This is a genomic window from Glycomyces sp. NPDC050141 (genome assembly GCF_055586545.1).
Map to the genome: position 1 here is coordinate 1 of NZ_JBVJHZ010000048.1, position 11,620 is coordinate 11,620.

General features: G+C 72.3%; 12 protein-coding genes. 2 read left to right on the top strand and 10 right to left on the bottom strand.

What is annotated here, in order from left to right:
- Window positions 1-102: 102 nt before the first annotated feature.
- The 4 genes from ACZ60M_RS22355 to ACZ60M_RS22370 all read right to left on the bottom strand — a co-directional run bounded on the left by ACZ60M_RS22355 (window position 103) and on the right by ACZ60M_RS22370 (window position 5,433).
- On the bottom strand, window positions 103-1,590 hold the full coding sequence (locus ACZ60M_RS22355) for a hypothetical protein (protein WP_465420961.1): 1,488 nt from the start codon (window positions 1,588-1,590) through the stop codon (window positions 103-105).
- Between the two features lie 402 nt (window positions 1,591-1,992).
- Window positions 1,993-3,297, bottom strand: a complete 1,305-nt coding sequence (locus ACZ60M_RS22360) for a dihydrolipoamide acetyltransferase family protein (RefSeq protein ID WP_465420962.1) — start codon at window positions 3,295-3,297, stop codon at window positions 1,993-1,995.
- Window positions 3,298-3,307: 10 nt separating this feature from the next.
- Complete coding sequence (locus ACZ60M_RS22365) at window positions 3,308-4,282, bottom strand: alpha-ketoacid dehydrogenase subunit beta (RefSeq protein ID WP_465420964.1); 975 nt, start codon at window positions 4,280-4,282, stop codon at window positions 3,308-3,310.
- Window positions 4,279-5,433, bottom strand: a complete 1,155-nt coding sequence (locus ACZ60M_RS22370; RefSeq protein WP_465420966.1) for a thiamine pyrophosphate-dependent dehydrogenase E1 component subunit alpha — start codon at window positions 5,431-5,433, stop codon at window positions 4,279-4,281. Before ACZ60M_RS22370 ends, ACZ60M_RS22365 begins: the two co-directional genes overlap by 4 nt.
- 190 nt (window positions 5,434-5,623) lie before the next feature.
- Here ACZ60M_RS22370 and ACZ60M_RS22375 point away from each other — a divergent pair, with 190 nt between their 5' ends.
- Together ACZ60M_RS22375 and ACZ60M_RS22380 are read left to right on the top strand one after the other, a co-directional pair.
- Window positions 5,624-6,247, top strand: coding sequence for a hypothetical protein (locus ACZ60M_RS22375; RefSeq protein WP_465420968.1), 624 nt, complete (start codon window positions 5,624-5,626; stop codon window positions 6,245-6,247).
- A 135-nt stretch (window positions 6,248-6,382) separates the two neighbouring features.
- The gene (locus tag ACZ60M_RS22380; protein ID WP_465420969.1) at window positions 6,383-7,243 is read left to right on the top strand and encodes a hypothetical protein; all 861 of its coding nucleotides are present in this window, start codon (window positions 6,383-6,385) and stop codon (window positions 7,241-7,243) included.
- A 160-nt stretch (window positions 7,244-7,403) separates the two neighbouring features.
- Here the strand turns inward: ACZ60M_RS22380 and ddaH are convergent, their stop codons facing one another.
- The 6 genes from ddaH to ACZ60M_RS22410 form a co-directional block, all read right to left on the bottom strand.
- A complete protein-coding gene (gene ddaH, locus ACZ60M_RS22385) occupies window positions 7,404-8,252 on the bottom strand; it encodes a dimethylargininase (protein ID WP_465420971.1) in 849 nt (282 codons plus the stop codon).
- Window positions 8,253-8,653: 401 nt separating this feature from the next.
- Window positions 8,654-9,019 carry an Rv3654c family TadE-like protein gene (locus tag ACZ60M_RS22390; protein WP_465420973.1) on the bottom strand — a complete coding sequence of 122 codons (366 nt, stop codon included), beginning with the start codon at window positions 9,017-9,019 and terminating at the stop codon, window positions 8,654-8,656.
- Window positions 9,016-9,336, bottom strand: a complete 321-nt coding sequence (locus tag ACZ60M_RS22395) for a TadE family type IV pilus minor pilin (protein WP_465420975.1) — start codon at window positions 9,334-9,336, stop codon at window positions 9,016-9,018. Before ACZ60M_RS22395 ends, ACZ60M_RS22390 begins: the two co-directional genes overlap by 4 nt.
- Before the next feature lie 263 nt (window positions 9,337-9,599).
- Entirely contained in the window at window positions 9,600-9,794 is a 195-nt protein-coding gene (locus ACZ60M_RS22400) for a DUF4244 domain-containing protein (RefSeq protein WP_465421023.1), read from the bottom strand.
- 384 nt (window positions 9,795-10,178) lie between these two features.
- Window positions 10,179-10,778, bottom strand: coding sequence for a type II secretion system F family protein (locus ACZ60M_RS22405; RefSeq protein ID WP_465420977.1), 600 nt, complete (start codon window positions 10,776-10,778; stop codon window positions 10,179-10,181).
- The gene (locus ACZ60M_RS22410) at window positions 10,778-11,458 is read right to left on the bottom strand and encodes a type II secretion system F family protein (protein ID WP_465420979.1); all 681 of its coding nucleotides are present in this window, start codon (window positions 11,456-11,458) and stop codon (window positions 10,778-10,780) included. Before ACZ60M_RS22410 ends, ACZ60M_RS22405 begins: the two co-directional genes overlap by 1 nt.
- Window positions 11,459-11,620 lie beyond the last annotated feature (162 nt).

Below are 11,620 nucleotides of genomic sequence, written 5' to 3' on the forward strand. Positions count from 1 at the left end.
CCCGGCCAGGTCGCCGGTGGGGTGGGGGAAGACAAAAACGCCAAAACCCCCCCCCCCCCCCCCCCCCCCCCCCCCCCCCCCCCGGTGCCGAAGCTCGATTTCCTAGGAGGCTTCGTCGGTCGGCTCGGCGCCGCCCTCGCCCTCGGCGGGCTCGCCGAGGAGGGTCAGGCAGTAGACGTCCTCGCCGACGGTGAGGGTCTCGCGGCCCGCGTCGGCGCATTCCTGGCCGTCGCCGACCTTCTGGACGATCTCGTAGTCCTCGCCGTCCTTGGCGTCGGCGCAGTCGATCGCCTCGGCCTGGTCGCCGCTCGTGTGGCGGACGCAGCCGTTCTCCTCGAACTTCGGCGCGGCGAACAGCAGGAAGTAGACGCCGACACCGGCGGCGACCACGACGAGCGCGGCCACGATCGCCAGGATCGGCACCAGCGCCTTCTTCTTGGAACCGCCGCCCTGGACGGGCTGGGTGGCGAACTGGCCGGGCGGGACCGAGCCGGGCGGCATGCCCGGCTGCGAGTACTGCGGGCCCATCTGCGGCTGCGACTGCATCGGCTGGTTCGGGTCGAAGCCCGGGGCCATCGCGGGCGGCGGCTCGCTGTACGGATTGTGCGCGCCGATGATGAGCTTCTGCGTCGCGTCCGACTGCACCGGCGGGGCCGCCGGAGGCGGCGGCGCCTGGTAGGCCGACTGCGGCTGCGCGTACGGGTTGGCCGGAGGCGGCGGGGGCGGGACCGCGGCGGGCGGCTGGACCGGGCTCGGCGCCGGGGCGGGGGCCTGGGCGTCCGGGTTGGACAGCGGGTTCGGCGGCGGCGACGGCCACGCCGAAGCGGGCGACTGGGCCGCCTGCTCGCCGTAGGGCGCGGGGGCGTTGAAGCCCGAGACGCCCTGGGGCGGCAGCACCTGGGTGCTCTCCTCGTACGGGTTCGCCGCGGGGGCAGGCGGGGAGGACGGCTGGGACGGGCCGAGGCGCAGGATCTGCGTGCCGTCCTCGTCGAACTGCGGGCCGTCGAACTGCGGAGCCGACGGAGCCGCCTGCGGCTCGTCAAAATTACGGCTTGCAAGCGGCGCCGAGAGGGGCGGCTCCGGAGCGGAGGGGGCGACCTGCTGGGGCGCGTTGTCGGCGGCGGGAGCGGCCGGGATGTCGATGTTGATGGAGCCCGAGGTCGGGATGGCCTGCGTGGCGCCCTCGTCGATCGACGGGGCCGCTTGCGGCGCTTCGGGTTCCGGCGCGGCGTCCGCCAGCGGGGCCGCGGGGATGTCGGCGGCGGGGGCGGCCGGGATCTCGGCGTCCGCGAGCGCGGAGGTCGGGATGGCCGCGGTGACGCCCTCGTCGATCGAGGGCGCGGCGGGGGCCTCGGGAGCGGCCGGTTCGGCCTGCGGCGCTTCGGGTTCCGGAGCGGCTTCGGCGGTGGGCGCCTCGACCGGAGGTGCGGCCTCGGCGGCAGCGGGAGTCTCGGGTGCGGCGACCGCGGTGTCGTCGGCGGTCGCCGGCTCGGGGGTCGCGGCGGCGTCGGTCCCGGGGACCTGCTCGGCTGCGTTCTGGTCTTCGCTGCCCTCGCCCTTTTCAGGCGGGTTGCCTTGCTCGGAGGTCACGGCTGCTCCTCAATGCTGCTTCCGGCCTGGCGTCTTGGGGGCACGCCAGACGCGTCACACGGTACCGCAGCGGCGCTCGCGATCACTCGACAGGGTTACAGAGCGGGCCCGGAAGTCGGGCGGGAATCGCCTCGCGAAGGAGGGTGCGAAAAAGGCCGGGTGCCAGCGGTTGCCCACCCCTCATGGCAAACGCGGCACCCGGCCGGTGTGAGAACCCCCTGGAGAGGGTCTCAATGGTGCGGTGACTCGGCGCTGTCCGCCGCACCAATGGGAGGAGATAAAGTTCGCGGTCCCAGTCTCCTGAGACGTCGGAAGCTTCGAAGTAATGTTTCCTCGTTGTTTCCGTGCCTCAATTACAACACCGAATACTGGGATTCGCCAACGATTCGCCGGTGCCCTTGATCACGTCCAGGCGAGCAGTGTTTCCCCAGGGTGCTGCAGGAACGCGCCGACGTCGGCGAGGAACTGCGAGCCGAGCTCCCCGTCGATGAGCCGGTGGTCGAAGGACAGGCCGAGCGTGGTCACCTGGCGGACGGCGATCTCGCCCTCGTGCACCCACGGCTGCGGCCGGACGGCGCCGAACACGAGGATGGCCGACTCCCCCGGAGGGAGGATCGGTGTGCCCGTGTCGATGCCGAAGACGCCGACGTTGGTGATCGAGATGGTCCCGCCGGACATGTCGGCGGGCGAGGTCTTCCCCTCGCGGGCGGTGCGCGCCAGCGAGGTGAGGGCCCCGGCGAGTTCGACCAGGCTCAGGTCCTGGGCCGCTTTGACGTTCGGGACGACCAGGCCGCGCGGGGTGGCGGCGGCGATGCCCAGGTTCACGTCGTGCTTGACGACGATCTCCTGTGCCGCTTCGTCCCACTGGGCGTTGATCATCGGGTGGCGGCGGGCGGCCAGCAGGACCGCCTTGGCCACGAACAGCAGCGGCGTGACCTTGACGTCCGCGAACTCCTTGCGGGCCTTGAACTCCTTGACCGTCGCCATCATGCCCGTGACGTCGCAGGTGAGGAACACCGTGACGTGCGGGGCGGTGAAGGCGGAGGCCACCATGTTCTGGGCCGTGAGCTTGCGGACGCCCTTGATCGGGATGCGCTGGTCCTCGGCCGAGGCCGCGACCTTCACGGGGGCTGCGGCAACAGGGGCCGAGACGGCGCCTTCGACGTCGGCGCGGGAGACCGTGCCGTTCGGCCCGGTTGGGACGAGCGAGGCGAGGTCGACGCCGAGGTCCTTGGCGAGCTTGCGCACCGGGGGCTTGGCGAGCACCGGACCCGAGGGGACGGGAGCGGCGACCGGGGCCGGAGCCGGTGCGGGCGTGGCGACCGGGGCGGGTGCCGCGGCGGGAGCCGGGGCCTCGCCGGAGCGGCGCTTGCGGCGCTTGGAACCGGCCTCGCGCGCGCCGTAGCCGACGAGGTTCGGCGTGCGCTCGTCCTTCTTCTTCTCGGCCGGGGGCGCTTCCGCGCCTTCGACCTCGAAGGTCGCGAGCGGCTTGCCCACGTCGATCGTCTCGCCCGCCTCGGCGTGGTGCTCGGCGAGCACCCCGTCGTACGGGCTGGGCACCTCGACGAGGGCCTTGGCGGTCTCGACCTCCACGAAGGGCTGGTTGAGCTTGACCTCGCCGCCCGGCTCCACGAGCCACGCGGCGACTTCGCCCTCGGTGAGACCCTCACCGAGGTCGGGCAGGTTGAACGTGATCCTCTGACCCATATCCCGCTCCTCAGTACTCGAGCGACCGGTCGACGGCGTCGAGCACCCGGTCCAGGTTCGGAAGGTAGTCGTCTTCGAGCCGGCTCGCCGGATAAGGGACGTCATAGCCGGTCACCCGCAGGACGGGGGACTCCAGGGAGTAGAAGCACTCCTCGGTGATGCGGGCGGCGACCTCGGCGCCGATGCCGACGCTGCCGGGGGCCTCGTGGACGACGACGGCGCGGCCGGTCTTGCGGACCGACGCGAACAGCGGCTCCCAGTCGATCGGCGAGAGCGCCCGCAGGTCGACCACCTCGAGATCGAGGCCCTCCTCGGCCGCCGCGGCGGCGGCGTTCGCGGCCACGTCCACGGTGGGGCCGTAAGCGATCAGGGTGGCGGTGCGGCCCTCGCGGAGGGTGCGGGAGCGGTAGAGCTCCAGCGGGTCCCCGTCGGTGTCGACCTCGCCCTTGGCCTGGTAGCGGCGCTTGGGCTCGAAGAAGATCACCGGGTCGTCCCCGGCGGCGGCCTGCTGGATCATCCAGTAGGCGTCGTTCGGGTTCGCGCAGGTGACGACCTTGAGGCCGGCGGTGTGCGCGAAGTACGCCTCGGGGGACTCCGAGTGGTGCTCGATCGCGCCGATGCCGCCGCCGTAGGGGATGCGCACGACCACGGGCAGGCGCAGGCGCCCGCCGGAGCGGTTCGGGATCTTCGCCAGCTGCGAGACGAGCTGGTCGAACGCGGGGTAGACGAAGCCGTCGAACTGGATCTCGCAGATCGGCCGGTAGCCGCGCATCGCGAGGCCGATCGCGGTGCCGATGATGCCGGACTCCGCGAGCGGGGTGTCGATGATGCGCTCGGACCCGAAGTCCTTCTGCAGGCCGTCGGTGACGCGGAAGACGCCGCCGAGGCGGCCCACGTCCTCGCCCATGACGAGCGACTTCGGCTGGGCCTCGAGCACGCGGCGCAGGCCCTCGTTGAGCGCCTTGACCATGGTCATCGTGGTCATCGGACGTCGCTCCCCTCGTCCAGGGAGGCCTGGAAGTCGAGCGCTTCGGCGCGCTGGGCCGCGATCTCCGCAGGCATCTCGGCGAACACGTTGTCGAACATCTCGGCGACCTCCGGGTCGGTCAGCGCCATGACGCGGGCGCGCAGCTCGCGGACGAGCTCGCCCGCCTCGGTGTCGATGCCGGCGAAGTAGGCCTCGTCGGCCAGCCCCTCGGCATCCAGCCACTTGCGGTAGCGGACGATCGGGTCCTTCGCGCGCCAGAAGTCCAGCTCGGCCGCGTCGCGGTAGCGGGTGGCGTCGTCGGAGGTGGTGTGGGGCTGCATCCGGTAGGTGTAGGCCTCCACCAGGCTCGGGCCCTCGCCGCGGCGGGCGCGGTCGAGCGCCGACCGCGTGACCGCGTAGGTCGCGAGGACGTCGTTGCCGTCGACGAGGATTCCGGGGACGCCGAAGCCCTCGGCGCGGCGGTACGGCGGCAGCCGGAACTGGCGGGCGTTCGTCTCCGAGATCGCGTACTGGTTGTTCTGGCAGAACAGCACCAGCGGGGCGTTGAACACCCCAGCCCAGATCAGCGCCTCGTTGAAGTCGCCCTCGCTGGTCGCGCCGTCGCCGTGGTAGACCACGACGGCCTCGCCGTCCTCGTTCCCGACCGCGCCGTCCATGGACACGCCCATGGCGTACCCGGCGGCGTGGAGGGTCTGGGAGGCGATGACGATCGCGTACATGTTGAAGCGGTCGGCGGCGACGTCGCGCCCGCCGAGGTCGGTCCCGCGGAAGAGCGCGAACGACGAGATGAGGTCAATGCCCCGGCACCACTGGACGCCGAGCTCCCGGTAGGCCGGGAAGACCGTGTCCTGGGCTTTGAGGGCGCGACCGGAGCCGACCTGCGCGGCCTCCTGGCCGAGCAGGCTCGGCCACAGGCCGAGCTGGCCCTGGCGCTGCAGGGCGGTGCCCTGGGCGTCCAGTTCGCGGGTGATGACGAGGTCGCGGTAGAGGCCGCGGTACTCCTCGTCGGTGAGGTCGAGGTCGTAGTCGGGATGCTGGACGCGCTGACCCTCCGGAGTCAGCAGTTGCACGAACTCTGGTTCGTTCGCTGAGGCGGGTTTCGGACGGCTCTTGGCCGTCTTCTTGGCAGGACGCTGTGTGTCGCCCATTGATGCCTCCTCATATTCGTATTCCGGTGTATCCAAGCATCCCAAAGTCTTGGGTGGTGCGCGCCATAGCCGCCGCCCCATTACTATTCGGGACGAGAGACTGACGCAGAGTAGTGATCGGTCGAGCCATCGACATCATCGGTCCTGAACGGCCGTTTCGTCGCACGGGGGTGGCGGGAAGGAGCGCGCGGTGCGCGGCAGAGGCAGCGACCAGGGGGGACGCTGGCCGGTGGGCATCTGGTTCGCCATGGTCGGCGTGAGCGCCGGGACCGTGGCGTGCTTCTCGCTGATCGGGTGGACCTTCGCGAGGGACCTCTACGGCGGCGGCGACGGCGCCGAACCCCTCGACTACGACCCGCAGACCGTCGTCATCGAAGCGGACGAGACCCCCGAACCGGTGGGCGTCGCGGGCGGCGACCCGGGTCCTGTCGACCCCGCCGAGCCCGGACCCGAACCGCAGATCGCCGTCAGCCCCGCCGAACCCCAGGCCGAGCGCATCGCCGAAGCCGACGGCGGGGGAGCGCCCCCGCGCGAGCCCAGCGACGACCGCGTCCCCGAGCAGAGCGCCCCGCCGCAGCTCGTCCCCGTCGGCGAGGACGAAGACGACTGCGGCCGTGAAGAAGCCGACGAACCCGAGCTCGTGCCCGACTGGGACGACGGCTGGAGCTGGGATGCCGGTCACAGCGACGGCTCCGGCTGGGACGATGACGAGTCGGCCGAACCCGATTTCGAAGCCGCCTCCGAGCCGGTCGAAATAGCCCTCTACCTCGAATTCGAGACCTCCTCCGACCCGCTGCCGGGCAGCGGGGACTGAACCGCGCCGACGCCGCCGCGCTCGCCCGAAGGGGTGAGTTGTGGGGAAGGCCACCCCGTAGCCGTAACTTGCATATGCGGATTGCCGTTACTCCTTCCGAGAGCGCGTCGCAATGACGAACGCACACGGATTTCTGTGGGGTACAAGCAGATGGACCACTTCTCCCGCACCATGCTCGCCTGTTCGGCCGAGGCGGGCCTGACCTCGACGGCCCTGACCCGGCACGTCCCCCTCCTCCGCCGCAACATCGGCAGCAGCGACCAGGTCTCCCTCCTCAGCCGCTGCGTCGGCTCCGACGGGCTCGGCAGCGGCGACCACGTCCTCATGCTCACCGGCGAGCGCCTGGTCGTCACCCGCCAGTCGCGGCTCCTCGGCCGCGTCCGCCTCTGCCTCGACGCCCCCGTCGCCGCGATCGAGAACCTGCGCTGGTCGGCCGACCCGGCCGGGCCCGGCGTCGAACTCAACTTCACCGTCCTCGAAGGACCCGGCGCGACCGAGCCGCACCGCTGGCACTTCTGGCTGCCGGCCACCCACGCCAAGCGGGTCTGGCGCATCGACGCCCTGCTCGCGCGCGCGTTCCGCCGCCCCAAGGCCGACGCCCGGCCCGCGGCCGACCGACTCGCCACCGCCTCGGTCTTCGCCGACCTCGACCTCGTCGACGAGACCGCATTGGAGCGGAGCGAGGACACCGTCGCGCTCGTGCGGGCCGAGAACACCGTGTCGCTCATGCGGCCCGGTCTCGTGCGTTCGGCGCTCGCCGAGGTGCTGCCTGTCGGCGCCGTGCACCCGACCAGCCCGTTCCCCGCCCCGGACCCGCGCCTCGCCGCCCCGGCCGAGCACGTCCACCGTTCGTCCCAGCCCTCGTTCCTGCCCCCGGTCGTGCAGGTCGACGGGCGTCCTTCCCCGATGCACTGCAACACGAACCGGCCGCGCCAGGCCCCCCGACCCGGCGGCTTCCAGCCGACCGGGCTCGAGACCACCATGGCCGCCGCGTGAACCCCCGCTGAGACCAGGATGCGGGCCGTGAGGCGGCTCGCGCGCGCCTCGGCAGGACGCCGCCCGCATCCTCGACCTGATCCCCCCGAAGTCCGAGGGGCCGGTGGACCATTCGGTCCACCGGCCCCTCGGTCGGTTCTCGGCGCTTACGCCCCGGCGGTCACCGGCGCAGTTCGGCGGTGCAGCACTTGACGGAGCCGCCGCCCTTCTTCAGCTCAGAGAGGTCGACCGGGACGGTCTCGTACCCGGCGTCGCGGAGCTTCTTGGCGAACCCGGCGGCCTCGGCGTTGACGACGACGTTGCGGCCGTCCGACACGAAGTTCAGGCCGAACCCGGCGGCGTCCGCGGCGTCGGCGATGACCGCGTCGGGGAAGAGCCGCTCCAGCAGGAGGCGGCTGCCCGGGGCGAAGGCCTCCGGGAAGTAGGCGATGTTCTCGTCGTCGAGGGGCGCGAGCGCGGTGTCGAGGTGGTAGTAGCGGGGGTCGACCAGGCGCAGCGAGACGACGGGGCGGCCGAACACGTCGGCGGCCTCGGCGTGGGCGCGGGCGTCGGTTCGGAAGCCCCAGCCGGCGAGGATGAGCCCGCGGCCGGGCAGGTAGGTGAAGTCGCCTTCGCCCTCGTTGACGAACTCGGGCTTGGCGTAGGTCCAGCCGGTGGTGCGGTACCACTTCTCGTGGGCGTCGGCCTCGGGGCGGCGCTCGGGGTAGCGGAAGCTCGCGCCGTAGGCGATCCCGTCGACGACGAAGGCGCCGTTGGCGGAGTAGACCATGTCGGGCAGGCCCGGCTCGGGCTCGATGGTGAGGACCTCGTGGCCGAGGGCGGTGTAGGCGTCGACGAGGGTCTGCCACTGGTCGCAGGCCAGGGCAGCGTCGACGGGCGCGGTCGTGTCCATCCAAGGGTTGATGGCGTACTCGACCGCGTAGTAGGCGGGGCGGCACATGAGGTACGTGCGGCGGCCGGGCGACCGGGTCGCGGGCGCCGCGGCAGGTGAAGAACGGTGTTTCTCCATGGCGCGAGTTTAGACAGCCCGAGCCCCTCCGGCACCACCCGCGGGCCCAGGACACACCGGAGTGTGACCAACGCACCTCACCAGGGGCGTTACCGAGGCATGCGAGGGATTTCCGCACCGGCTCGTTGCCGGGGTGTGCCGCGGTTTTCCGGGCCGGCTCGTTGCCGGGGCGTGCCGCGGGTTTCCGGGGCGCCCATTGCCGGGGCGTGCCGCGGTTTTCCGCGCCGCCTCCCGGGGGCCCCTCCCCCTCCCCCCCACCCCCGCCCACCCCCGCCCACCCCGCCCACCGGCATGCCGGTCTTCGGGTGATGCCGTTCGTGGTTCTCGGCGGCCTGGCCGTGGCTGCCGAGCTCTTCGTTGCTCCCGGTTCCCGGCGGCCTGGCCTAGGCCGCCGGGTCCGGCTATTCGACTGCTACCGGGCCTGCTCGGGATACCGCTCGGGCCGGGCCGAAGACCGCTGGGAGGCCGTTCGGGGTCTCGTTCACGTGGACCGTCACTTCAAGTTCGTCTACCTCGCATCCTTGGAACTCGGTCTCTGACTGCGCGACCATCTCCTGCGCCGCCGCGCACGCCTCGCCTTCGCCGAACAGGACCCTCGCGGCTCCTGCCAGCGCGGCGGCGTCCGCCGCGCCTTGGGCCCTGTGCCGGGCGGCGCTGGCCTGGCCGACGGAGATGAAGGCGACTGCCGCGAACAGGAGCGCTGCCGTGACTCCGGCCGCGAGCACCGTGGCTGATCCCCGTTCGGATTCGTTTCGGTCCTTTTTCATTGGGGCAGGCCCGGTTCCATCGGGGCTGCGGCTTGGGCGGTGATGTCCATCGGCGGTGTCAGCGGGCCGAGCGGTCGGACCGGTGCGGTGACTACGGCTCTGGCGACCGTGCCGTCACTCGATACTGCGACCGATGCGCCGTCGGGCAGGTAGGCGGCGGCGACGGCTTGGGCGTCTTCGCCTCGGGCCACTGCGATCGCGGCGCTGTTGGCCGCGTCGATGGCCCGGACCTTCATGCCGACTGCGGAGACCGCCCACAGCCCGAGCGCCAGCACTGCGACCACGGCGGGTAGGGCCGCCGCCAGTTCGGCGGTCACGAACCCGCTTTCGGCGCCTCGGGGGTCGCAGTTCTGCGCGCTGGCTGCTCGGCTTCGGCGCGCTCTCGCCGCTTGCTTGCGTCCAGGGCCGCAACCTACTTCGGCCGCTTCCTCGCCCGCGGGTGGTCGTCCGCGCGGGCCTCTTGCCCTGGCGCGACGTTGCGGTGCTTGCTCCGATTCGGGCCTCCGGCGTGCGATTCGGGTTGCGGGTGGGGGAACCTCCGCCTGGATCTGGCTTCTCGGCGCGGTGCTGCGGCTCGGTTTCATGAGAGGGCCCGTTCGATCAGGTCGGACAGGGCGCTCTGCACCGGGCCAGAGGTGAGCACCTTCAGGAGGACTCCGGCGAAGGCCACGGCGGCGAGCGTGCCGACCGCGTACTCGGCGGTACTCATGCCGCTCTCCCCGCGCATGCGGGAGGCGAATCGCTCGCCCCAGCTCGGTTTCGCGATGCCCTGCATGCGGCCCGGGCTCCATTCGTCCTCGGGCTTCCGGCGGGGGCTCGGGCGGCGCTTCGGCGGCGGGCGGTCGTCGGTGAGGTCGGAGGGTCCTGCGGTGATCGGGGTCCGGCTGCGGTTCGAGCCGGGTGACCAGGGTTCGGCCGGGTTCGGTTCGGTGCGGTCAGGTTCGCAGGTGCGGCCGCACGCGGGTCGCGGCTGGGTGCCGCCGGGTTCGCAGGCGGGTCGCCTGCGACTGTCGGGTCGGCAGGAGGCCTGGCTGGTGTCGGGTCGGGACGGTGCCCGGCGGTTGCTTGGGGTCGGGAGGGCCGTTGTGGTGTGGGTGTTCGCGTGCATCGCGGTTTCCTTTCTTCGGTTGCCGGGCGGTGTTGCCCGGGGATGGTGCGGTCAGAGGCCGGTGGCGAGCGTGTCGGTGACGATGCCGAGCACGACCGGGCCGATTCCGGCGATGACGAACGCGGGCAGGAAGCACAGGCACAGGGGGCCGACGAGGGCCACTGCGGCGCGTCCGGCGCGTTCTTCGGTTCGGGTGCGGAGGTCTGATCGGAGCGAGGCGGCGAGTTGTTCGAGTCCGGCGGCGATGGCGGCGCCGGAGTCGCCGGACCGGTCGAGTTGGCGGGCTAGGCGGGCCGCGCCGGGGAGTCTGCCGAGTTCGGGTAGTGCCTCGGAGGCGGTGGCGCCCAGGTGGATCGCTCCGGCGAAGCGGTTGAGGCGGTCGCCGATCTCGGGGTCGTCGGTTTCAGCGACGGCGAATGCGGCCTGCGGGAATGGTGCTCCGGCGCGCATGCAGGCGGCGAGGAGGTCGAGTGTCCAGGGCCAGGACGGTGCGAGTCGGTCGGCGGCGGTTCGCTCGGCGCGGTCCGGGTCGGTGCGGAGGAGGCGTGCGGTGAGCCACCAGGCGCCGAAGCCCGCGATGATGCCGGTCGGGCCGCCGATGGCGAACGCGGTAGCGACGCCTGCGATAGGGCCGATGAGTTTGCGCAGCATCAGGTGCTCCTCGGGTTGACGGAGTTGATGAGGGCGCCGGTCCAGGCGAGACCCGCGGCTTGGAGGGCCATCGCGGTGGCGGCCGCGCCGAGCCCTGCGGGGGTCGCGAAGAGGAACGCGACGGCGTCGACGCCTAGGGCGGCCTCGCCGAGTGCGACTCCTGCGACGGGCAGGGCGACGAGGAGCGCGGCGGTGGCTCGGATCGAGGCCGTCTGGGCCCCGGCTCGGCCGGCGGCCTGGTCGTCGTCGCGAAGGTGGTCGGCGAATCGGCGACAGAGTTCCGCTGCGGGGGCGCCGAGTTCGGCGGCGATGCGGAGGGCGGCGCGGAGCCGGTGTGCGGTAGCGGCGGCTTCGGCGGGCCATTCGGGTTCGGCGGCGGCGATGGCGCGGGCCGGGTCGGTTCCGGCGGCGAGGTCGGCTGCGAGGCTGGCGACGGTGTCGGCGGCGGCGCGGCGGGCTTCGCGGTGGCGTTTGCGGCGCAGGGAGAGGTGCCAGGCGATGGCCGCGGCGGCGGTGTAGATCGCCGCGATCGCTGCGGCAGTGGATGCTGCGAGCGGGCCGAGTCCGCCGTCGTGGCGGTATCCGGCTAGCCAGGCGGCTACGGCGGCGACAAGGAGCGCGGCGATCGCGGCAGTGGTCTTGGGCCGGTTGGTGATCAGCGCGTTGGCTATGGCGGTCATGCGGTATCTCCTTCCCGGTGTCGGTCGGTCATGGGAGTTGTTCGGCTGCATGTGCGGCGTGCTTCCGATGGCGGGATCGCGGCCATTCCGGTGGGGCATGGCTGGTGGAGCAGGAGAGCGGGTCCGGTGTGGGCGCTGCGGCGGGAGCGGTCGGTCCGGTTG

What these genes read in the sequence shown, in the direction of transcription:
- ACZ60M_RS22360 (WP_465420962.1), bottom strand. Translation starts at nt 3,297, where the DNA reads ATGGGTCAGAGGATCACGTTCAACCTGCCCGACCTCGGTGAGGGTCTC.
- ACZ60M_RS22400 (WP_465421023.1), bottom strand. Translation starts at nt 9,794, where the DNA reads ATGCAGGGCATCGCGAAACCGAGCTGGGGCGAGCGATTCGCCTCCCGC.
- ACZ60M_RS22390 (WP_465420973.1), bottom strand. Translation starts at nt 9,019, where the DNA reads ATGAAAAAGGACCGAAACGAATCCGAACGGGGATCAGCCACGGTGCTC.
- ACZ60M_RS22370 (WP_465420966.1), bottom strand. Translation starts at nt 5,433, where the DNA reads ATGGGCGACACACAGCGTCCTGCCAAGAAGACGGCCAAGAGCCGTCCG.
- ACZ60M_RS22405 (WP_465420977.1), bottom strand. Translation starts at nt 10,778, where the DNA reads ATGCTGCGCAAACTCATCGGCCCTATCGCAGGCGTCGCTACCGCGTTC.
- ACZ60M_RS22365 (WP_465420964.1), bottom strand. Translation starts at nt 4,282, where the DNA reads ATGACCACGATGACCATGGTCAAGGCGCTCAACGAGGGCCTGCGCCGC.
- ddaH (WP_465420971.1), bottom strand. Translation starts at nt 8,252, where the DNA reads ATGGAGAAACACCGTTCTTCACCTGCCGCGGCGCCCGCGACCCGGTCG.
- ACZ60M_RS22410 (WP_465420979.1), bottom strand. Translation starts at nt 11,458, where the DNA reads ATGACCGCCATAGCCAACGCGCTGATCACCAACCGGCCCAAGACCACT.